Below are 22915 nucleotides of genomic sequence, written 5' to 3'. Positions count from 1 at the left end.
GATAACGACGGGGTACGCCAAGAATCGCAGCCTCGGCGACGCCCTCCATATCCTCTTCGAGCGTCGCCCACAGGATTTCGTTGACGATCTCCATATACTCACGCATCCGACTCGCACAGTGATCGCGATCAGCTTGAGATATGGCGATCTCAATGCGCGAGTCGGCACTGCCGATGAGGGGGAAACCACCACCGCCGAGGACGAGCGCTCCGCCCGCGATGAGGCTTATCCACGCTTTTACGGCCTGCCGTCGCGACACAACCGCCAACGTCCAGGTCGAGTCGCACTGCAAACGCCGCTCTTTTTCATGTCCCGTGCCGTCTTTCATGACGTCTTTCATGCGGACCCTCGGTTATCAGAATTGGTACTCCATACCCAGCCGCGCAAAGCGTCCTGGATCTGCATCGAGCGAAGTCTAATTACCACTATCCAATACGTTGGCGAGCGCGGTATACATCGTAGCGCAGCTGCATGGCCTGCGGCGAGGAGAAGGGGGGACAGACTCTTGATTTGTCCCTTGCTTGTCCAAGTCCGGTTCTGCGAGGAGCTGGCCGCTTTTGACCACCGCACACCGCCTGACTACAATTGTGGTGAAGCAGATGTCGAGGGGGTTGTGATGAGCACCGTATCCGTGCGTATCGATGAAGATCTCGTCAGTGCCGCGCGTGCAGCGGCCAAGGCTGAGTTTCGTACCGTGCAGGGTCAGGTAGAGTTCTGGGCCAAAGTGGGTCGGGCAGCACTCGACAACCCCGACCTGCCGGCTTCATTCATCGCGGAGAGCATCATGAGCATGGCCGAGCAGCGCGAGGATAGTTCCGTCTTCGTACCACGCTCGGCGGGCAAGGCGTGAGTTGGGACGTCCGGCAGACTCGACGATTTGCCCGCGTCTACAAGAAACTGCACGCCAACGTAGCGACCGAGGTGGATGCAGCCGTCGAGGTCGTTGCCCAGGATCCGGACATCGGCGAGAGAAAGAGAGGCGATCTATCCGAGCTGTGGGTCTACAAGTTCCGCTGCCTGGATGCGCTGTATCTCCTCGGCTATACCCGAGATGATGTTGTCAGACTCGTCTATCTGGAGGCTGTCGGCCCGCATGAGAACTTCTACTGGGACCTGAACCGGTAGTAGTGGTGCCCCTGGCACGGCACGGCACGGCGCGGCACAGCACAGCACGACCGCGAGATGCCTACCCAGTACCCGCTCTGAGCGGTCGATGCCGAGGTCAGGGTCGAAACTTGTCAACTACCCCCGCGAAGGCGGGAGTTTGTGATGACAAGCTGGATTGCCTAGCCAGGGGGAAACACAAAGATAATGGACTATGCCGAAGAACGGCTCCGGCTAGTCGATTGGCTGCGAAAGCAGCTGATCGGACCTGCGACACCCGACCCCCTTGTCGACATTCGGCCGATGGACCGTTACCCCACCGGCAAGCTTTTTCCTGTGATCGCTGGAGAAGGCCTCGATGCCGTCTCGCTGTCGGACGAGGAAGACGACGACGATACCACCGCCCCGCTCGACGACAACAACCACGACGCTCAGCCGGTTCGGCGCCGCCGCTATATCCCGCCTTCTGCCGTCGGCTTTTCGTTCTACGCAGAGGGCGAAGACCTGCGGTTCCAGGTGAACTGCGCCGCAGCGCACTATGATCGAGTCGGCGAACGTGACCCCAGCGGACGGTTCAGCACGCTCAAATTTCAGCGTACCGAACTCGGCGGCGAGCAAGAAGCCCTCCTCTTTACCGGCCCCGACAGACGCGATGTGCTGCACGACGCCACCGGGAAGGCACGCGGAGGCCTGGATGTTCAGTGGCGGCGCTGCGGCAAAGGCTGGATCATCACGGTCTCGCTCTTCAACCGCCAAGAGATTTCGGAGATCACCACCGCAGGTGGAGCGTTCGCCGACGATCGCGACCAGAAGACTCTGTTTGAGGTACAACTCAGCTGCTTTATCGAGGCGGGCAAGGTGGGCGTTTATCCCCGCGTCGAGTACGCTCTGCTGAGCGAGGAGGAGCAGGAGCTCGAGCTGCAGTACAAGCACCGTAGGATCTACGCCGTCGGCCACGGTGCAGCGGTCGACTGGCACGAGATTGACGGCACCGTGCGTGAAATTTACTCGGCTTTCCTACCAGCCGTCGAGGTCCCGCAGGTGACGGCCGATGTCGCCGAGGGCGGCGACGAGGTACTCAGTATCGCTTTCCTTGCCGCGACCGAGGTCGGCGGTGCGAATGTGTCGGCGGAACTCGTCAAGTTCGTCGATGGCTATGCCGACTGGGTGGCGGCGCAGGAGAAAGAGCTCTCGCTACTGGAAGACACGGAGCGGTCGGCAGGCACGCGCATCACCACGAGAATGAATGTCGCCGTCTCGCGGATGCGCCGCGGCATCGCGCTATTGCAGACGGACCCACTCGCCTCTCAAGCGTTTGCGCTCGCGAACCAAGCGATGCTGGATCAGATGCAGCGCACCGACCAGATTAACAACAAGTCGCGTGATCTACAGGCCTACCGGTGGCGACCCTTCCAGCTGGCCTTTCTGCTGACGGTGATGGAATCGACCATAAGGGATGACGACGAATTCCGCGATGTCGTAGATCTGATCTGGTTTCCCACCGGCGGCGGCAAGACAGAAGCTTACCTCGGGCTGATCGCCTTCCTGGTGGTGTGGAGAAGGTTGAAGTTTCCAAGCACCGGCGCCGGCACCTGCACGGTGATGCGCTACACCTTGCGTTTGCTAACGACTCAACAGTACCACCGTGCCACCCGTATGATCTGCGCGCTGGAGTTGATCCGCCGCCGCACCCCGGAACTCGGCGCCGAGCCGATCACCGTTGGCCTATGGGTTGGTGACGCGACCAGTCCAAATCGCTACGACAAAGCAAAGGAGCTCGTTGAGCAGGCCGCCACAGGACATAGCACCGCGCTCATGCGCTTGGTGCTAGAGAACTGCCCGTGGTGCGGCACCCCTTTTACAGCACCCCACAGCTACGTTGCTACCGACCAATCTTTCCGATTTTGCTGCACGCACCGCGAGTGTGACTTCGGCGGCCATGAGCGTGGTGAAACCCCCTGCAATGTCGTGGACGAGGCCCTCTATGAGCATCCGCCGACTTTGTTGATCGCCACCGTGGACAAATTGGCTCGCCTCGCTTGGGAGGAGCGCGCAGCAGCGTTCTTTGGCGGCGATAGGCACCGTCCGCCCGAGTTGGTTATTCAGGACGAGTTGCACCTGATCTCCGGCGCACTGGGATCAATCGCTGGAATCTATGAAGCGGCACTCGATACCGTCCTGGTCCGGCGCGGTGTTCACCCTAAGTACGTGGCGTCGACCGCAACCATCCGGATGGCTGCGCAGCAGGTTGAGCGCCTATATGGCCGGGAGTTGGCGGTCTTTCCGCCCTCCGGCGTCAACTGCGACGACTCCTATTTCGCCCGCACGGTACCGACCAGTCAGCGGCCGGGACGGCTCTATCTCGGCTACCTCGCGCCCGGGTTGGACCGACAGCACTGCATGGCGCCGCTCGCCGCAGCGCTCTTTGCAGCCCCAGAAGCGGTTTTTGATCGCGATCGCGAAGATCGGTCGGAGTTACTAGAGGCGTGGTGGACCCAAGTCGTCTACCACGGCAGCATCAAAGGCGTCGGCAGCAGCCATAACGCCTTCAATATCGATGTCCGCGACTTCTACCAGCGCCTCGCTGACGAGCACAAAGAGTCTGGCCAAGAGTTCCAGAGGCCGACTGCGCAAATTGCCCAGCTCACCAGTCGTTCCAGTGCGGAGGAGAATGCCAAGACCTTTTCGCGATTGGCGTTACCACACACCGACGCCGATGCACTCGACGCGCTACTGGCAACCAACATGGTCTCAGTCGGGCTTGACGTCAGCCGGCTGGCTTTGATGATCATCAATGGGCAACCGCTGACAACAGCCGAGTACATCCAGGCCAGTAGCCGCGTGGGACGCAGCGATGTGCCGGGCTTGGTGGTAACGAACTACTACCGCGACCAAGCTCGCAGCTTATCCCATTACGAAAACTTCCGCCCGTACCACGACTCCTTTTACCGCTTCGTCGAAAGCTCCAGTGTCACACCCTTTGCCTATCAGGCACGACAAAGAGCGCTGCACGCGGCACTGGTCATCGCCGTCCGCCACAGCTGCAAAAGTTACCTGCGCAACGACGGCGCGGGTCGTTTCGATCCTACCGACGATAATGTTCGCAAGACCATCGAGGTGCTGGAGAAGCGCTGCGGGATGGCAGATCGGGAACGGGCACCCGAGACGGCAAAACACCTGATGCACCTCGTAGAGCGCTGGAGCGCCGAAGTCGAGCTGTGCCGTGCAGACAAGCGCAGCCTCAATTATCAAGGCTTGCAACGGGACAAAACGTCCGCTCGCCTGCTCTACAACCATGACGATCGGATCGCCGGCCTCTGGGCAACACTGCAGTCGATGCGCAATGTGGAAAAGACGGCACTGCTAAAACCCCTATGACGAAACCAGACGAATACCTGCCGGTTCGCCTATCCCATCTGTTGCGCCACTGTTCAGTAGGCACCGTCGTGCGCGGCCCGGACTCTCTCATGGCTGTTCCCGACATCCGCGAGTGGACGAATAGCGATGGGAGTAGCGCGGGGCGGGAGATCTTTTATGTCGAGCGCGTGCGCTCCGCCCTTGAGATCGAACAGGTTCTGCGGGAGCCGCCTACAGCACAAATCACCGATAAGGCCACTATAGAAGGCACTTGCATTCCCGCACTGCGCTTCCCTTTCTGGATGCGCTGTGTAAAGTGTGGACTCCTGCATTACAAGCCCTGGGCGAATGTACAAACCGGAGAGCAGATACGGTGCAAGAGCGAAGAGTGCAACGGGCAAGTAATGGAGCAGGTTGCATGGGTGCTGGCGCATCAAGATGGCCACTTGGCCGACGTGCCGTGGCACGATATAGCCCACTCTGGTGCATCAGGTCCTAACCAGAGACAGTGCAAACCCGATCCATGGGGCTCCCCTTACTTGAAGATCGAGTCGATCTCAGGGCCAACCAGAGTAATCGTCTGCCAGCGTTGCCGGGCAACTGCTCCTTTCGATAACGCCCGGGTCGGTTTTAATAATAACCGCCGGCAGCCGTGGCTCAACGAGCGTGTCGATGACGCCGAGGGCGTAGCAGAGATTGTGGAAGTCAACGATGCCCGAGTGCATACCCCCGCAACAGCGAGTGCTTTGGTGATCCCTCCAGAGTCGAGGGTACGTAAGGGCTCCGTGGTTGATCGTTTGTACCGCAGCTCAAGCAAGCGGATGCGGTTGGAACGGGCGAAAACATCGCTGGCCCAAAAAACGGCGATCAAAACGCTGGCTAGCGAGCTGCGCTGCTCGACAGGAGAGATTCATGAGGCCTTGTGTGAACTGAAAAACGGTTATCCCCTTTACGGCGAGAGCATGACTCCGGGGCTGCTTTTGGAGAGCGAGTATAACGCCCTCCTCGACGAACTCCCTGGAATGATGGATGACGAGGACTTTGTGACTCGCCATTGGACCTCCCATTGGCAGCAGCTGTCTGAGGAGTTCCCGCCGGACTCGTCGATACGCACCATCATCGGCGCAGTCGGCGAAGTCATCAGCGTGACCCGCCTCAAGGAGATCATGATCCTAAAAGGCTTCTCGCGTATGAACGGCCCGCTCGTGCTCCCTGACATCGTCGGCCAGAGTGAGTGGCTACCGGCGCTAGAGCTTTATGGCGAAGGCATTTTCCTATCTCTGAATCAAGAGGCCCTACAGAAGTGGGAGACGCTGCCGGCGGTGAAGGAGCGTGCTGAACACTTTCTGAAACGGTTTGCGGAGACAGGTTTGCAGTTCGAGCCGGAGGTGATCGTCACGCCGCGCTTCATGTTGCTGCACACGTTGTCGCATCTCATGATCCGCGAGCTGGAGAGCGAAGCCGGCTATCCGGCCGCATCGCTGAAAGAGCGCATCTACTGCTCGACCGGCGGAGAGCGTCCGATGGCGGGCATTCTGATATATGTGGCCGTACCTGACATCGCCGGGTCGCTCGGTGGGCTTGCCGAGATGGCGGCTCCTGAGCGCCTGCTGCAACTACTCTCCAGGGCGTTCGACCATGCACAGTGGTGCTCGCTCGATCCCGTCTGTTCGGAGCACGAGGGCCAAGGCCCCGGGCTTCTCAACCGCGCCGCCTGTCACGCCTGTGCGCTCATTCCTGAGCCCGCATGCGCTTATGGGAACGTGCTGCTGGATCGTACTTTCGTAAAGGGCGATTCGACCGCAGGCATCCCCCCCTTCCTTAGCACCGCTGCGGCCGGCTGACTGCGTTATGGCTAGGCGGAAGTTCCAGCTGCCGGGCATCCACGAGCTCAGCAAAGAGCAGGAAGACGTCCGCGCCCTGCCTACCGATGGTCAGCATCTTGTCATCGGCGGCCCCGGCACCGGTAAGTCCGTGCTCGCCCTGCTGCGTTCGCGCCGCCTGCACGAGGAGAAGGTTCGGTACGTCTTTTTGGTCTACAACAAACTCCTGCATCAAGCCAGTCGGCAGCTTTTTGGCGGGCAGTTGAGCAGTCATCAGTGGCAGAGCTGGTTTATCGGACTCTACCGAAAAGTCACAGGCGCCCTGCCCCCTCGCCTGCCCGCGCATGGCGGCGGCTTCTGGCAGCCTTTCGACTGGCAGGCCATCGCAGATGCAGTCGCAGAGACAGAAGTGATGAACAGCGCCGACCTGCCTTACCTCGTGATCGACGAAGGGCAAGACATGCCTCCCAGCTTTTACCAAGTGCTAGCCAACCTGGGATTTGAGAACTTCTTTGTGGTCGCTGACCAGAACCAGCAAATCTCTCCTGACGAGAACAGCACGAGGAAGGAGCTCGAAGACGCGCTGGGGATCGAGACTCGAGAGGTGATTGAGCTCACTAAAAACTACCGGAACACCCTCCCTATCGCACGGCTCGCGCAAGCCTTCTACACGGGTGACCCGGCCACCCCGCCGCCGGACTTGCCCCAGCCAAGCATTGTTGAAGCCAAGAAACCTCTTCTTTATCAGTATCCTCCTGAACGGTTTAAAGATGTGATTCGCCGCATGCTCAAACTTGCCGACCGACACCCTGCCCAGCTGATTGGCATCATCGCGCCCAACAACGAGGTCCGAACGCGCTATGCGGCGGCGCTCAACAACACTCCCGTGCAGCTAGACAACGGGCCGCCCCCGGTGACCACCTTCGCGAGTGGCGATCAGCACACGATGCGGTTCGACCGTGGCGGCATCATGGTCATCAATGCTCAAGCTTGCAAAGGTTTGGAGTTCGATGTCGTCTTTATCGTCGACATCAACCAGTTCCACCTGAACAAGACCGATGTCAATGTCACCAAACGCCTCTTTTATGTAATGGTCGCTCGCGCAACCGAACAAGTGATCATGCTTCAAGAAGCCGGCAGTCGATGTGCCGTTGAGGCCATCCTCCCGCAGGATCCCAATATACTGGAGCGAAAAGGATAATGACCACCCCCCCCGATTTTTTCGAAGAAAAAACCGTTGCTGCACCGGCTGCCCCCCCCGGACAGTGGCACTTTGTGACGAACAACATGAACTTACAGTTCATGCTCGCAGCCGGAATGATCATGCCGCCGGCAGGGTTCATGGACAAGCACTACAAAGACACGCTGTCCGATTTCCCGGGGTTTATCCCGCTGTTTCTGAACAGCGTACCGAAGGCGGCGCTCGAAGCGGCGGCCAGCGAGCGCAGTCATCTCATTCCGTGTATCGCCAAAGTCGACCTTGGTGAGTTCAAGGGTCCGGCTCGAGCGGTCGATCTGCAAGGCAACCTCCATGAGGTCTCCTTTCCAGATGCGCTCATTGCCAACCTGCACTTCCTGCTAGTCCCGGCTCCGCTACCGATCGGCTCTGTCAAGGAGGTTTGGTTTGCCTCCGGAGATGACAAAAAACGCTTCGAGCAAGGCGCGAGAGACTTTAACAACGTCTCCCTCGAAGGCCTTCTGAGCAAGGTAAACGCAAGCAGCTTCAAGAAAGCTACCGCCGAACCGTGGCCGCCCCGAACCGCCGTACCGGAAATCGAGACGGCGCTTGCTGCCCCCTTAGCTGCCGGTGCAATGATGGCAATGCTGTTCCACCTTGCTCGCAAGAGTGAGACTGGGCTTCAATTTCTGAAGCGAGCCTTTGAGCCTCACGATGAGGTTTTCGGTTCGGGCACCCACCCGATACTGGCGGCGACCAATCAATGGCTAATACTTGGCAAAGCTCCTGCTTCCGACGAGGCGTCGGTCCGACTATTCTGGGGCTTGGTGGACCAATTGGCAGAGAACAGTCTCGCTGCCAACAAGAATCAACCACTCGACGTCGCACTCGCCTATCTCGAATCGCAGCGCGATCAGCATGAGGATGATCGTTTCCGACAGGCCGGGGCAAAACTGATCAAGGACCTTCAGGGGTTGGTTAGGTTCTCTGATGAGACGGTAACCGAGGTGTTGGAGCAACACTCGAAGCCATTCGCCCGCGCGCTGATCTTATTCTTCCTTCGCGAGACTTTAACCGAGCTCCTCGACTATAGAAGTCCGCTGCTTAACGAGCAGGACTATCTTGCCGCTGCCATTCTGTTCTCGGCACGACAGGGCTGGATGGGCGTAAGCACCGACCTCCGAGAACCACCCCAGCTCCGCAGCGCCATCTCACACCGAATGGCGGCAATGGCCCACCGTCTCGCACAGACAGGCGTTGACTTGGGTAACCCGCCTCCTCGCCCACAGCCTTTAAACGAGTTGTTTTCACCCGGCCCGAAAGGCTGGACAAAAAATCAAAAAGAGGCTGCTGTGGAACTTGCGAAGGCGTGTAAATGGGACTGTCTACAGACCCGCGTCACGCTTGGAAAAGGCGACTACAGATTGTCGGTTGATGGCAGTGGCATGCACCTGCTCATCGACGGTTTGGCTAAGGCCGTTGTGGAAGAAGTCGATCAATCCGTTTTTTTTGCTCTTCTAAACAGGGAAGCAATATCGCAGAAGCTTGAGCGGCGCATTCGTGCAGAGCTAAAGGGCTGAACCGGAGCCAAGCCCATGCGGATAATCCCGGACACGCCGCATCGAACCAACAGCCGCGCTGAGAAACGTGTTTTCGACCGGCTGCGCATGGCGTTTCCGACCTCCGATGAAGAGTCGTTCACGGCATTCCACTCGCTCAATCTGCCCCGGCACGCCTACAAACGATTTGCAGAGATCGACTTTCTGATTTGTTGCCAATACGGAATCTTCGTTCTTGAGGTGAAGGGGGGCGGCGTAGCCTGTCGCGACGGTGTATGGGAGTATACCAATCGCGAGGGTCAAGTCTCTCGGTCAAACGAAGGCCCCTTTAAGCAGGCAGAAACGGCCCTCCACGGGGTGATGGCAAAGATGCGTGAATGCTTGCCAGCACGCGTAGTCAACCAGTTCTCCATCGGCTATGGCGTCGTCTTTCCCGATTGCGAGTGGCGCAGCACAGGCGCTGAATGGGACCGGCAGATTGTAGCCGATACCAGAAGCTTCAAAGACCTTGAAGGGTGGTTGAATACATTGTTCTCCTACTGGCGCCTGCAGGACGGCGGCAAGAGGTTCGCAGCCCCAGAGATCGTAAAGGAGGCGTGCCGCTACTTTCGACCGCAGTTCGAGTCGGCTACTCCTCTGCATGTGCGCGTCGATGCGACTGCGGAGATGGTGGCAAGCCTTACCGAGGACCAGATGCTGTTGATCGATGTGGTGTCGGCAAATCCACGGGTGTTGTGCTCCGGTGGTGCTGGAACCGGAAAGACGTTCCTCGCGATGGAACTCGCGCGGCGATGGACGGCAGAGGGGTTTCAAGTCGCACTGATCTGCCGATCACCGTGGCTCAAGAGCTACCTACAAGCCAGACTCGCCATCCCCGGCCTAACCGTTTGCTTGGTCAGCGCCATCGTCACGACACTCAAACGACAACAGTTGGCGACATTCGATGCAGTCATCGTTGATGAGGGGCAGGACCTGATGGACACGATGACCCTCGACGCCTTGGACCGTGCGGTTGCGGGCGGCCTCGCAGAAGGTCGGTGGTGCTTCTTTCACGACGTGAACAATCAATCGGGCTTTTTCGGAACACCACAGCAGGAGGCGATCGACTGCCTGAACTCGTTCAATCCCACACGGGTACCCCTGAAGACGAACTGCCGAAACACGCGCGTCATCCTAGACAAGATTCACACATTGCTCGGCGCGGATATGGGCACGCGCGGCGCCGGAGACGGACCTCAGGTGTGGACCCACACCGCGCACTCGAAGGAAGAAGCGGCTCGAATTCTGGCCGCAGAACTCGATAAACTAATCCATGATGGCGGTCTCACTTGCGGTCAAGTAACGATCTTGTCCGGTACAGCGCTTGCTGACTCGGCTGTGCCGCTCCTGCCGGGGAGGCTCAAGCAGTCAATCGAGAGACTCGATGAGCACTCTTTGATCCACTTCCCGGGTGACAGAACGGGCTTCGCTGAAATAGCCAACTTCAAAGGGCTAGAGAACGACGCCATCGTAATGATCGGATTGCCGCCGCTTTCCAAGCGCCCAGAACGGCTTGCCGAGCATTACGTCGGCATGAGCCGAGCCAGAGCGGTGCTATCGGTCATCTACGAAGCGCCGCAGTCAACGACTGGGCACCTCACTGGACGGCTGTGAACGAGCCGCGCTAAAGTACCCTAGGTCACAAGGGGGATAGGCATTGAAACAGTCTCTGCGCTAAGAGGACGGGACTGTTCGCACCTGTTGATCGGGGTGATCGAGCCTGGGAGAACGATGGACGCAGAGCGCAACCCACAGCACTGGTGGCAGTGGCGTGAACGGACGTTGGTGCTGCAACTCAAGCTGCAGCCGCGCTCGTCGAAGGAGCAGCTCGGCGAGCCACTGGCTGGCCGCCTTAAGGTTCATGTAACCGCACCGCCGGCAGATGGGGCGGCCAACGACCGCTTGCTGCGCCTGCTCGCTAAGTCGTGCGGTGTGCCCCGCTCCGCGGTGCGCATCGCCGCCGGCGCCAAGAGCCGGGAGAAGACCATCGAAATCCATGACCCGCGCCGACTCCCCCCGCCCTTGGATACCTGCGAGCAGGCCGATCAGGCCGACCAACCCTGATGAATAGATGCCGTTCCTAAAACCATAGGAAAACATTCCCATGGACGTAAGCCGAACAGTGCTGCTTACGATTAGCGGGTTGAAATCGCGCCAACCGCCGGCGAATGGGTCGCCGCTCGCGCCCCACGAACGGCCCTTATCGCAATGGTGGCCATAAATCAGTACCCTTAAAACAGAGGTCTCGTTGTGCGCCCGCTCTCTTTCTCGCACCGCATTCTCGCCACTTTCGCCGCCTTGTTGCTGCTCGTTATGGCAGTCTACGCCATCATCAACGACCTGCGCTTACACGCCCATACCGAACGCAATCTGGAGACGATTCGAGCCCAGACCGCCGAGGTAAGCACGGCAGGCATTGCCGATTGGCTTGATAGCCGCCTCGCGACGACTGTAACCCTGGCAGAAATTGCCGCTCGCACCTCCGATGCCGAGGCCCTGCGCGCCCACAACCGCACCGCTGTCGAGCAGTTCGGTTTCGCCCACTTCTACGTCGGCACCGCAGACGGCAAGATGTATATGCAGGATCGCGCGATCGAAGCGACGCTGCCGGACGACTTTAACCCGCTCGAGCGCCCCTGGTACCGTCAAGCCAAGGAGCACGGACCAGGCTTTACCGAACCCTTTATCGACGCTGCCAGCGGTGAGTTGATCCTCTCGGCCGCTGCGGCGGTGCACGATGGTCCCTTCCGCGGCGTCGCCGCCGCCGACATCAGCCTGGAGGCGATACAGCAGCAGCTTGCGGCCATTACAGTCGGCGGCAGCGGCTATGCGCTCTTGGTCGATGTGGAAGACGGCACCATCCTCTTCCACCCTGAGACCCAGTACGTCGGCGAGGACCTCACCGCGTTCCTCGGGGAGGAGGCACCGCTCGATGGCACCGCGCACCCCTACCGCATCGCCGATCACCTGTACGAGGCGAGCTTTCACCCGATTGTCGGCAGCGAGAGTGTTGACTGGGCCGTGGGGCTGATGGTTGATCGCGCTCAAGCCTTTGCCCCGCTGACCGAAGCGCGCTGGGGCGGGCTATTGATCACTGCGATCGGCACGCTGCTGGTGCTCCTGCTCGGTGGCTGGATGGTACAGCGAATCACCGCCCCACTGACCCGGGCCCGCGAAGAGATCGCTGCTGTGGTCGGCGGCCACAGCGCCACTCTGCCTCCGGCTACAGCTGCGGCCACAACTACCGACGATGCCGGTTATCTTCGTCTTGATCTCAGCCGCCGGGTGACGACCACCGACCGCGATGATGAGATCGGGCAAGTCGGCAGCAGTTTCAACTTGGTGATTGAGGCCGTCGACCGCCTTGTTAAACAATTGGTAGGCGCGATCGAAGGTCTACAGCAGGCGGTCCAGCGCCTGACCCAGCAATCGGCGTCGGCCGCCAGCAGTGCGGCAACGCAGCAACAGGAGGCCGAGCAGACGCGCGAAGCGGTTGGCGATATCGCAGCGACGATCCAAGAGATCGCCGCTAACGCCGACGATGCCCGTGAGCAGACGCGCAATGCAACGGCTGTCGGTGAGCAGGTTCGCACCGCCATGGACAGCGGTATCCAGGCCATGGAGCGGCTCAGCAACTCAATGGCCGAAACGGCTACCGCCATCGACACGCTAAAAGCGCGCAGTGACGAGATCGACCGAGTGGTCACCGCCATCAGTGACATCGCTGAACAGACCAATCTCCTCGCGCTCAATGCCGCGATTGAGGCTGCCCGGGCTGGCGATCAAGGCCGCGGCTTTGCAGTCGTTGCTGAAGAGGTGCGCAACCTGGCTCAACGCACCCAAGACTCGACCCGCGAGATCACAGCGACGATCCGTGCGGTGCAGGAGGGCACCCACGAGGCGGTCACCGCCGTCAGCGAAGGTCGCGACCAGGCACAGGAGACGCAACAGTTAGTCGATCGTGCGGGGCAGACTTTATCCGAAGCGCAGAGCGCTCTGGCACTGATCGAATCACGCATCACGAATGTAGCCAGCGCAGCAGAGCAGCAGGGCAACACCGCTGAGCACATCCTGGTGCGCTTGGCGCAAGGCACTACGGTGGCAGCCGAGAACGCCGCGGTGATTGAGGAAGGGCGGCAGGCAGCCGCTACGGTCGAGCAGATCGCTGAAGAGTTGGAAGCACTGGTGCAGCGACTGCAGAGGAGCCGCTAACCGGCAGTACGGCGGCGGCCGGCGAGCAGGGACAAAAGCCTGATGGGTCGCTCAGCTTAATATCTCAAACAGCGGGCATCACTCATCGGCACCGATCAGCTCCCACGTCCAATCGACGACTTGCTGCCCCACGATACGGCTGGCTGCGGCGAAGGCGCGGACCGCAGCAGCTGGTTTGTCGTCGATCGTCTCGGCACCACCCGCTGCACCTGTTACAGGCACCTGGGCGGTAAAGCGGCGCACCGCAATCAGGCGCTGGGAGCGCGGATCGACCCAGCGCGCATCGAGGACGATCCGCACCAGGGGCGCCTGGGGCGTGCCACTCTCGGCGCCACTCTCGGTGTCGGCCACTAAGTGGAAGGTGTGCAGGGTGCTGCGCAGTTCCCAGTCGGCGTTTAGGCGTTCATCGTCGCCGACCACCGCCGGCAGCCGACCATCGTCGCGAAAGAGCTCAAGCAGCGCGTCACGCCATAACTTCGGGACTGCCGAGACCCAGCGTGCGCCCTCGTAGCTACTCACCCTTCCATCGGCACCCAGCACCGCAATGCGGTTGCTGCTGAGTACGTCGTCGGTGCGCGGGCTCGTCAGGCGCAGTGTCGGCACCGCCGCATTGAGGCGCATTCCCTCGCTCTGCACGGCGCTTCGCTCGGCAGCGATCGAGTCAGCGGCAGCGCCAGAATCGATGGCCGCTTCGGTGACCGTCAAGCGATAGGCGTCGTAGGTGCGCGGCTCCGGCCAGACACCACAACCGCTGAGCAGGCCCAACAACGCGAAGACGCCGACTGTCGTGACAGCTCTACGCCCTCGACACGCCGCCCACTGCCCCGGTGTTCGTCCTGGTTCTCGGCCCCATTCAGAGGTCACTTCCGGGGCCAACTCCGAGGTCGATAGCCGATCGGCGCGCCCACCCTGCCACTCCTGCCATCGCTTGGTCATACCGTTCAACCCCCGACTACGGCGAATGCTCACGGAGTCGCTCGCGCTCTAGTAAAGAGCCCCCGCCCCCTTGCTCAAGGCGCTGAATGAAGCTGCGCACTGCATGAAGGGTCTCATGCATCTCCATAAGCAGCGGCTCGACCCCTTGCAGCCCGTGCAAACCGGCGGCGATCGCCGCTTGGTGCTCGCTAAAGAGCTCTTCGACCTGCTCACTACTCTGGGCCAAGCTCTCGGCTGCGCGCGCGGTACTGAGCAGCGCCTGCTCTCCCGGCCCCTCCAGTAACGCCTCGAGTTGCTCTGCAACCGACTCAACTCGCGTCAGCGTCGCCTCGGCGCGCTGTGCACTATTAGTCACTGCCAACAACCCCTGCTCAATCGCCTCGTCGTGCTCAACCACCAGGGCCACTAGGCGCTGCACATCGGCCAAGGTAGCGGCCATCGACTCGATGTTCTCCTCGGCGAGCAGGCTGTTGATGCGCTCGACCAACGTCTCTGCCTCGCTGAACAGGTTGCCCATATCTTCGCGCAAGCGTGCCGCCGCCGACGGCGTCGCCGCTATCTGCGGAACCCCCTCCTCTTGCCGGCGCAGCAGGGGGGCATCGAGATCGCCGGGGACCAGACGAATGTGGACACTGCCGGTCAGCAGATTGGTCATCGCCAACTGCGCCCGCGTCTCGGTCGTCACCGGCACGTCACGATCGACCCAGATGTAGGCCACGACCCGACGCGGGTCGCGGCGATCGAGCTCAAGGCGTTCGACCTCTCCGACATCGACGCCGTTGAGCTTGACCGCACTGTAGGCCGATAGCCCGAGGACGTTTTCGGTCAGCACCACCCGGTAGGCTTGTCGCTCCCCGCGCAGCTTCCAATCGGCCAACCACACGCCGAAGCTCAGCGTGCCGATCAGCAGCAGCAGAGTGAGTAGACCAATCCAGACGTGCCGAGCTTGCGTCTCCACCTCACTGCCCCTCTCTCTCCGCACGCCCGCTATCGAGCGTGCCGCTGCGTCGCCCCCGTGGGCCGTTGAAGTAGGCCTGGATCCACGGCTCCTCGGTCGCCGCGACGACATCGAGCGTGCCGACGGTCAGCACCCGGCGCTGCGCCAAGACCGCCACCCGATCGCAGGCGGCGTAGAGCGTATCGAGGTCGTGGGTGACCAGAAAGACGGTCAGATCGAGCGCATCGCGCAGCGTCACCAGAAGCGCATCGAACTCCGCTGCACTGATCGGATCAAGACCAGCCGTCGGCTCATCGAGAAAGAGCAGCGGCGGATTGAGCACCAAGGCGCGGGCAAGCGCCGCCCGCTTGACCATCCCGCCGGAGAGCTCGGCCGGGTAGCGCTCCCACGCCTCGGCACCGAGCCCAGTCAACGCCAACTGCAAACGAGCCAACTCGACCGCGGCCGCCGGCGGCACATCGTAGTGCTCGCGCAGCAGCAGCGCGACGTTATCAGCGGCCGTTAACGATGAGTATAACGCGCCGTGTTGGAAGAGCACACCGACCCGCCGCTCGATGCCAGTCGACTCGCCCCCGGGACCGAAGAGGGATCGGCCGAGAATCTGTACTCGTCCCCCGACCGGTCGAATCAGGCCAATCAGTGTCCGCAGCAGCACCGATTTCCCCGAACCTGAGCCGCCGACCACACCGAGGATCTCGCCGCGGCGCACTTTCAGATCGAGCGCCTCGTGGATCAGCCGCCCGCCAAGCCGGGTCGTCAGCCCCTCAACGGTAATCGCCGCCTCGTCCGGCGCCTCGTCACGCTCGTGCCGCACCGCCCCGACTACCATCCGATCTCCACGAAAAAGACCGCCGCTGCGGCGTTCAGGATGATGACCCAGAAGATCGCCTGCACTACTGCCGAGGTCGTATGGCTACCGACCGATTGGGCGCTGCTTTGGCACTTCAGCCCTTCGAGACAGCCGATCACACCGATGACAAAGGCGAAAAACGGCGCCTTGATCATACCGACCACGTAGTGCTCCAGCGGCACCTGAGCGATCAGATCGAGTACCCGCAGCAACGACAGATCGAGACTGAAAACAGCAACCGCAGCCCCGCCGCCGAGCCCGCACATGACGGCCACAAAGGTCAGCACCGGCAGTGCCACCATCAACGCCAGCACCCGCGGCACCACCAACATCTCGATCGGACTGAGCCCCTGAGCATGCATGGCATCGAGTTCTTCATTCGCCTTCATCGAACCAATCTGCGCGGTAAAGGCGCTCGCTGAACGGCCAGCCAAGAGAATGGCCGTAAGCAGCACACCGAGCTCGCGCATGAAGGCGTACGAGACCAAATCGACGGCATAGACCCCGGCGCCGAAACGTCCCAACACGGTGATCCCGAGCAGCGCCACCACCGCGCCGACCGCACTCGCCAGCAGGGCGACAATCGGGATCGCCTCGAGCGCGGTGTGCTGCAACTGCCGCGAGAGGGCCGCCAAGCGCCAGCGGCGCGGCTGCAGGAGACCGGCCGCCACCACCGCCAGGACCTGCCCCATAAAGCCGAGCGCCAGCACGATCTGCCGCCCGCCATCCTCGACGCGCAGACCGAGCGCCGCCAAGTGGCGCGTCCACGACACCGTCGGCGGCCGCTGCAGCGGCTCGGCGTTAGCGCGGGCGCTGGCCGTCGCCACTGTGGCCAGTAAGCGGCGACGCTCGGCACTGAGTTCCGGGGCTGTACGGGCGATCTCGGCGACGTGATCTTGCCCCAACAACCTAACCAGCAGGCTCGCGCCGGCGGTATCGAGGGCGCGCAGGGTGCTCAGATCGACTGCGCTCGGGGGCCGATCAAGTGGCTGCGTTGCGAGCAGCGCATAGAGTGCTCGATAGTGCGCCAGGGTCCACTCGCCGCTAATCCGCACTCGCGGCCCGGCAGGGCTCGACTCAATGACCAGTTCGCCCGGCTGCTGATCGCCATGCCCAGTACGGCCCGTCACCAGAGAGCACTCCTGCCCAAAGTGTTCAAGCCCTCAGCTCCCCAGCTCGTCTCCTCAATTCGCCTTATGCAGCGCCCGCTTACTGACGGCCAGCGCCGCCTCGCGCACCGCCTCGGAGAGCGTCGGGTGGGCGTGGATGGTGCGGGCTAGATCCTCCGCCGAGCCGGCGAACTCCATCGTCACCACCGCCTCAGCAATCAACTCCGAGGCCTGCGGCCCAACGATGTGCGCCCCGAGCAAGCGATCGGTCTCGGCGTGGGCGAGCAGCTTAACGAGGCCTGTGGAGTGATCCATCGCCCGAGCCCGTCCGGTCGCAGCGAAGGGGAAAGTGCCGACGTTATACGGCACCCCGGCGGCCTTCAGCTGCGCCTCGGTACGGCCGACCCAGGCGATCTCCGGATCGGTGTAGATCACCCACGGGATCGTCTCGTAGTTGACGTGCCCGGCCTTACCGGCGATGCGCTCGGCCACCATGACCCCCTCTTCCTGCCCCTTATGCGCCAGCATCGGGCCGCGCACCACGTCGCCGACGGCGTAGACATCGGGCAGGTTGGTGCGGCAGTGCTCATCGACGTTGATAAAGCCCCGCTCATCGAGCAGCAGGTCGACCTCGCCGGAGCAGAGATCGTCGGTATTCGGTCGCCGCCCCACCGCTACGATCAACGTATCGACCACCAGCTGATGGGCGCCCTTTTTGTCTTCGTAGCGAATCGATACCGCTTGACCGACCTCGGTGCCAGTGACCCGGCAACCGAGCCGAATATCGAGTCCCTGCTCCTTAAACGCCTTCTGCGCTGTACGCACCAGCTGCCGGTCAACCGGGCCAAGCAGCTCATCTTGCGCCTCCAGCAGCACCACCTCGGAGCCGATACGGCTCCATACCGAGCCCATCTCAAGACCGATCACCCCAGCGCCGATGATGCCCAGACGCGGTGGCACGGCCGTCATATCGAGCGCTGCGTCGGAATTGATGATCCGATCGCCATCAAGCGGCGCCGCACTCAACTCGATGCTGCGCGACCCGGGAGCCAATACCACCGAACCAGCACGGTAGCGCTCCGGTTCACCATCGGCAGAAGTGACTTCGATGTCGCGCGCGCCAACCAGTCGTCCGTGCCCATGGATCCACTCAATCTTATTCACCTTGAAGAGTTGCCGAACACCTGCGGTCAGCTCTTTAACCACCTTATCCTTGCGGGCAATCATCTGCTCAACGTCAAGCTCCACACCACGCGCCGTGATGCCGTGCGCGGCCAGGTGCTCGGTGACCTTGTGGTACTGCTCGGAGGAGTCGAGCAACGCCTTCGAGGGAATACACCCAACGTTCAGGCAGGTGCCACCGAGCGCCGGCTCTCCGTCCTTGAATACGAAATCATCAACCACGGCCGTCTGCAAGCCGAGCTGGGCACACCGAATGGCGGCAACATAGCCGGCTGGACCGGCTCCGATGACGATCACGTCGTAGTCGTTGGACATAGTCAAACCTCAAGCAGTAGGCGAGCCGGATCTTCGATCTGCTCTTTGACCGTAACGAGGAACTGGACCGCCTCGCGGCCATCGATGATCCGGTGATCGTAGGTGTGCGCCAGATACATCATGGGACGGATCACCACCTCACCCCCCTTGGCCACCGGCCGCTCCTGGATCTTATGCATCCCCAAGATCCCGCTCTGCGGCGGATTAAGAATGGGAGTTGAACAGAGCGAACCGAAGATCCCGCCGTTGGTAATCGTAAACGTGCCGCCGGTTAGCTCCTCCATGGTGAGCTTACCCTCCTGCGCTCGGCGTCCAAGCTCGTTAATCTGTGCCTCGATCTCGGCGAAGGAGAGCTGATCGGCATCGCGCACCACTGGCACCACCAATCCACGCGGTGATGAGACCGCGATACCAATATCGTAGTAGCCGTGGTAGAGGATATCAGTGCCGTCGATCGAGGCGTTGACCGCCGGGAAGCGCTTCAGTCCTTCGACAACCGCCTTGACGAAGAACGACATAAAGCCGAGACGGACATCGTGAACCTTCTCGAAATGCTCGCGATAGCGCGCCCGCAGCGCCATCACCGGCTGCATATCGGCCTCGTTAAAGGTCGTCAACATCGCCGCCTGGCGCTGCGCCTCAAGCAGCCGCTCAGCGATGCGCTGGCGCAGCCGGGTCATCGGTACACGCTCGGCGGGACGCTCGTCCTCCGGCAAATCTGGCTCACTGGCACTCGCCGCTGCCGCAGCAGCGGCCTCGGGACCGAGATCGGGAGCACCGTGCTCAAGGTGGCGCAAGATATCCTCTTTAGTCAGGCGTCCGTCCTGCGCCGAAGCCTCAATGCGCGACGGATCGAGGCCATGCTCCATGACTAGGCGGCGCACCGCCGGGCTCAGATCCTCGGGCTTGACTTGAATCGGCGCGGCAACGGCCGGATCCTCACCACCGCTGTCTAAAGTTGCCGCCACGACGTCGCTGCGCGTCTTGGTTGTGCTCTTAGCTGCTCCGGTCGCTTCGTTCCCCCCGTGCGGTACCGCTTGCGGCACCGAGGCTACTGCACCCGGCTCGACAAGACCCAGCAGCTCATCGGCGACGACGGTCTCCCCGACTGGCTTTAACACTTCAGCCAGCACCCCATCCGTCGGGCAGGGCACCTCAAGTACCACCTTATCCGTCTCTAGATCGACCAGGTTTTCATCGCGCACCACCCCCTCGCCTGGCTGCTTGTGCCACGCGACCACCGTCGCTTCTGCGACCGACTCCGGCAGTCCCGGAACCTTGATCTGCACACTCATGCGGCTCCCCTTCGTCGCTCTTTAGCATCCACCCCCAGCGCCCACTGCGCCTACTGCGCCGACGGCACCTCCTGTCCCTGCGTGTGGGCAGGCCAGCGTAACCATTGCTCAAAAAGATTGCTTAAAATCAATAACCCAGGGCATCCTCGACCAACTCTCGCTGCTGCTCGTGGTGTCGCTTCGGATAGCCGACCGCCGGCGAGGCCGCAGCCGGTCGGCCGGCATAGAAGAGGCGCTGCTGACCCGCCATGCAGTTGAAGATATGGTGGTTACTGGAGAACCAGGCGCCCTGGTTCTTGGGCTCCTCCTGACACCAAACAACCTCAGCGGCACTGCCGTAGCGCTCCGTAAGCAAACCGCGCAGCACCTTCTCAGGGAAGGGATAGAGCTGCTCGATACGCAAGATCGCTACGTTTTTGCGTTCGCTGCGCCGCCGCGCTTCAAGCAGATCGTAGTAGACTTTACCAGCGCAGAGCACCACCCGATTGCAGCGCTTCGGCTCAATCTCATCGATCTCATCAATGACGGTATGAAAGCTCCCGGTGGTCAAATCATCGAGGCTCGAGACCGCCAACTTATGCCGCAACAGGCTTTTAGGCGTTAAAACAATCAACGGCTTGCGAAAACGCCGCAGCATCTGTCGACGCAGCATGTGGAAAAACTGCGCCGGCGTCGACGGTACACAGACCTGGATATTATCCTCGGCACAGAGTTGGAGAAAGCGCTCCAGGCGCGCCGAGGAGTGCTCCGGCCCCTGCCCTTCGTAGCCGTGCGGTAGAAACAGGGTCAACCCGCTGAGTCGCCCCCACTTCGCCTCACCGGCCGCGATAAACTGATCGATCACCACCTGTGCGCCGTTGACGAAGTCGCCGAACTGCGCCTCCCAGATCGTCAGCGTGTCGGGCTCAGTCGTTGCGTAGCCGTACTCAAAGCCGAGCACCGCCTCCTCGGAGAGCAGCGAGTCGATCACGACGAAGTCGTTCGTCGCGGTCGTGACGTGCTGCAACGGCGTAAAGGTCGAGCCATCGGTGGCGTTATGCAGCACCGCATGGCGATGGAAGAAGGTCCCGCGCCCCGAGTCCTGGCCACTGAGCCGCACCCGATAGCCATCCTGCAGCAGCGTGGCATAGGCCATCGTCTCGGCAAACCCCCAGTCGAGCGGCAGCGCACCCGCCGCCATCTTACGCCGGCTCTCGCAGATCGCCGCCACGCGCGGGTTCAGCTCGAAACCCTCGGGCAGCGTATCGAGTATGCCTTGGAGGTCGCGCAGACGGTCGTGGGCCACGGCAGTGACGGTCGGCGTCCGCCAATCGCCGTCGAAGAAGCGGTGCCAATCGGCGGCAAAATCGTTGCGCACCCCGGTCAGCAAATTCGCCGCGACAACCTCGCGATTCTCGAGCGCTTCGCGGTAGGCCGCGGCCATCTCATCGGCCTCGTTCGGCCCTAAGATACCCTCCTCAACCAACTGCCCGGCGTAGCGCTGCCGCAACGGCGGATGATTGCGAATCTTTTGGTACATCATCGGCTGCGTTGCCGCCGGTTCGTCGGCCTCGTTATGGCCGTGGCGGCGGTAGCAGACTAGATCGATAACGACGTCGCGATGGAAGGTGTGACGATAGTCGAGCGCTAGGTTCGTTACGAAGGCAACGGCCTCGGGGTCATCGCCGTTGACGTGGAAGATCGGCGCCTGAACGATCTTGGCCACTTCGGTGCAGTAGAGACTGGAGCGGGTATCGAGCGGATTCGACGTGGTAAAGCCGATCTGGTTGTTGACTACGACGTGGACCGTTCCACCGGTATAGAAGCCGCGCGCCTGCGACAACTGCAGCGTCTCCATGATAACGCCCTGGCCGGCAAAGGCGGCATCGCCGTGGATCAGCACCGGCAGCACTTGGAGACCTTCGGGATCGTTACGGCGCAACATGCGCGCCCGACACGAGCCCTCGACGACCGGATCGACGATCTCCAAGTGCGAGGGATTGAAGGCTAGGGCGATGTGCAACGGCCCCCCAGGCGTCTGCACATCGGAGGAGAAACCCATGTGGTACTTGACATCCCCGGAGCCGTTGTCGTCTGCTGGATGGTCGCCCTCGAACTCGGCAAAGAGCCCCCCCGGATCCTTACCCATGATGTTGATCAGCACATTAAGCCGGCCACGGTGCGCCATCCCAAGCACCATCTCTTTGACCCCCGCGGCGCCGGCGTGCTGGATCAGATCGTGCAACAGGGGGATCAAGGCATCCCCCCCTTCGAGGGAGAAGCGCTTCTGACCAACGTACTTCGAATGCAGGTACTTCTCGATACCCTCGGCGGCAACCAGCCGCTCGAAGATCTCGCGCTTACGTGCCGTCGTCAGCCGGGGGCGCGCACCACTGCCTTCGATCCGCTCCTGGATCCAGCGTTTCTGCTCGGTATCGGTGATGTGCATGTACTCGGAGCCGACCGAACCGGCGTAGACCCGCTGCAGCAAAGCGATGATCTCGCGCAGCGTCATGCGCGGCTCGGCAAAGAGCGAGCCGGTGTTAAAAGTGTCATCGAGATCGCTCTCGGCAAGACCGTGAAAGGCCGGATCGAGATCGGGCACCGGCGGTTTCGGGCGCAGCACAAGCGGATCGACATCGGCGGCCTGATGGCCACGAAAGCGATAGGCGTTGATCAGCCGCAAGACCGCCGCCTGCTTCTCGGCAGCATCGGGGCTCCAGTCGGCCGCACGCAGTCGGCGGCCACCGCGCCGCCAACCATCGCGGCCGTAGCGCACAAAGCGTTCCCGGATCGGGGTGTGCGCCACGTCGTGCCCCTCGCCGGCCTCGCGCTCCAGATCACGGAAATAGGCTCGCCAGGGCTCATCAACCTGCCCCGGATCGGCTAGGTAGGCCTCATAGAGCGCCTCGATAAAGGCAGCGTTGGCCCCATCGAGGTATGAACTCTGGCGCTGCTGCTCAAACCTGCTCTTTCCGCTCATGCTGTCGGTCCTTGCCTTGCTCTAGCCCGCCTTGCCT

General features: G+C 61.6%; 17 protein-coding genes. 9 read left to right on the top strand and 8 right to left on the bottom strand.

The window, feature by feature from the left end:
• Positions 1 to 340: hypothetical protein (locus CKO15_RS08805; protein WP_200195155.1), on the bottom strand; the 340-nt coding region annotated here is incomplete at its 3' end.
• Between the two features lie 276 nt (positions 341 to 616).
• On the opposite strand from CKO15_RS08805, the gene CKO15_RS08800 reads away from it, so the two are divergent.
• From CKO15_RS08800 to CKO15_RS08760, 9 genes are all read left to right on the top strand, one after another.
• A complete protein-coding gene (locus tag CKO15_RS08800) occupies positions 617 to 850 on the top strand; it encodes a TA system antitoxin ParD family protein (RefSeq protein WP_200195153.1) in 234 nt (77 codons plus the stop codon).
• Positions 847 to 1125, top strand: a complete 279-nt coding sequence (locus CKO15_RS08795; RefSeq protein ID WP_200195151.1) for a type II toxin-antitoxin system RelE/ParE family toxin — start codon at positions 847 to 849, stop codon at positions 1123 to 1125. The genes CKO15_RS08800 and CKO15_RS08795 overlap by 4 nt, the downstream gene beginning before the upstream one ends.
• Before the next feature lie 186 nt (positions 1126 to 1311).
• Positions 1312 to 4482 carry a helicase-related protein gene (locus CKO15_RS08790; RefSeq protein ID WP_200195149.1) on the top strand — a complete coding sequence of 1057 codons (3171 nt, stop codon included), beginning with the start codon at positions 1312 to 1314 and terminating at the stop codon, positions 4480 to 4482.
• Entirely contained in the window at positions 4479 to 6305 is a 1827-nt protein-coding gene (drmB, locus tag CKO15_RS13950) for a DUF1998 domain-containing protein (RefSeq protein WP_207124015.1), read from the top strand. The genes CKO15_RS08790 and drmB overlap by 4 nt, the downstream gene beginning before the upstream one ends.
• Positions 6306 to 6312: 7 nt before the next feature.
• Positions 6313 to 7485 (top strand): ATP-binding domain-containing protein, encoded by a 1173-nt coding sequence (locus CKO15_RS08780; RefSeq protein WP_200195145.1) that lies wholly within the window; start codon positions 6313 to 6315, stop codon positions 7483 to 7485.
• Entirely contained in the window at positions 7485 to 9041 is a 1557-nt protein-coding gene (locus tag CKO15_RS08775; RefSeq protein ID WP_200195143.1) for a hypothetical protein, read from the top strand. Before CKO15_RS08780 ends, CKO15_RS08775 begins: the two co-directional genes overlap by 1 nt.
• 15 nt (positions 9042 to 9056) lie before the next feature.
• Positions 9057 to 10673, top strand: a complete 1617-nt coding sequence (locus tag CKO15_RS08770; RefSeq protein ID WP_200195141.1) for a nuclease-related domain-containing DEAD/DEAH box helicase — start codon at positions 9057 to 9059, stop codon at positions 10671 to 10673.
• Between the two features lie 117 nt (positions 10674 to 10790).
• Positions 10791 to 11123, top strand: a complete 333-nt coding sequence (locus tag CKO15_RS08765) for a DUF167 domain-containing protein (protein WP_200195139.1) — start codon at positions 10791 to 10793, stop codon at positions 11121 to 11123.
• Positions 11124 to 11309: 186 nt separating this feature from the next.
• Positions 11310 to 13271, top strand: a complete 1962-nt coding sequence (locus CKO15_RS08760; RefSeq protein WP_200195137.1) for a methyl-accepting chemotaxis protein — start codon at positions 11310 to 11312, stop codon at positions 13269 to 13271.
• A gap of 78 nt (positions 13272 to 13349) precedes the next feature.
• Here the strand turns inward: CKO15_RS08760 and CKO15_RS08755 are convergent, their stop codons facing one another.
• From CKO15_RS08755 to CKO15_RS08725, 7 genes are all read right to left on the bottom strand, one after another.
• Positions 13350 to 14207: an ABC-type transport auxiliary lipoprotein family protein gene (locus tag CKO15_RS08755; protein WP_200195135.1), complete on the bottom strand. Its 858-nt coding sequence runs from the start codon at positions 14205 to 14207 to the stop codon at positions 13350 to 13352.
• A gap of 16 nt (positions 14208 to 14223) precedes the next feature.
• Positions 14224 to 15165, bottom strand: coding sequence for an MlaD family protein (locus CKO15_RS08750; protein WP_200195133.1), 942 nt, complete (start codon positions 15163 to 15165; stop codon positions 14224 to 14226).
• Position 15166: 1 nt separating this feature from the next.
• Positions 15167 to 15994: an ABC transporter ATP-binding protein gene (locus CKO15_RS08745; RefSeq protein ID WP_200195131.1), complete on the bottom strand. Its 828-nt coding sequence runs from the start codon at positions 15992 to 15994 to the stop codon at positions 15167 to 15169.
• Entirely contained in the window at positions 15988 to 17145 is a 1158-nt protein-coding gene (locus tag CKO15_RS08740) for an ABC transporter permease (protein ID WP_200195129.1), read from the bottom strand. The genes CKO15_RS08745 and CKO15_RS08740 overlap by 7 nt, the downstream gene beginning before the upstream one ends.
• Before the next feature lie 54 nt (positions 17146 to 17199).
• Complete coding sequence (lpdA, locus tag CKO15_RS08735) at positions 17200 to 18621, bottom strand: dihydrolipoyl dehydrogenase (protein ID WP_200195127.1); 1422 nt, start codon at positions 18619 to 18621, stop codon at positions 17200 to 17202.
• Positions 18622 to 18623: 2 nt separating this feature from the next.
• Positions 18624 to 19916, bottom strand: coding sequence for a 2-oxoglutarate dehydrogenase complex dihydrolipoyllysine-residue succinyltransferase (odhB, locus tag CKO15_RS08730; protein WP_200195125.1), 1293 nt, complete (start codon positions 19914 to 19916; stop codon positions 18624 to 18626).
• Positions 19917 to 20043: 127 nt separating this feature from the next.
• Positions 20044 to 22878, bottom strand: coding sequence for a 2-oxoglutarate dehydrogenase E1 component (locus CKO15_RS08725; RefSeq protein WP_200195123.1), 2835 nt, complete (start codon positions 22876 to 22878; stop codon positions 20044 to 20046).
• Positions 22879 to 22915 lie beyond the last annotated feature (37 nt).

This window comes from Halorhodospira abdelmalekii (assembly GCF_016583625.1).
In the GTDB taxonomy this organism is placed as follows: domain Bacteria; phylum Pseudomonadota; class Gammaproteobacteria; order Nitrococcales; family Halorhodospiraceae; genus Halorhodospira; species Halorhodospira abdelmalekii.
Note: the sequence above shows the minus strand (reverse complement) of the source record. Positions and strands in the feature narration are given on the sequence as shown.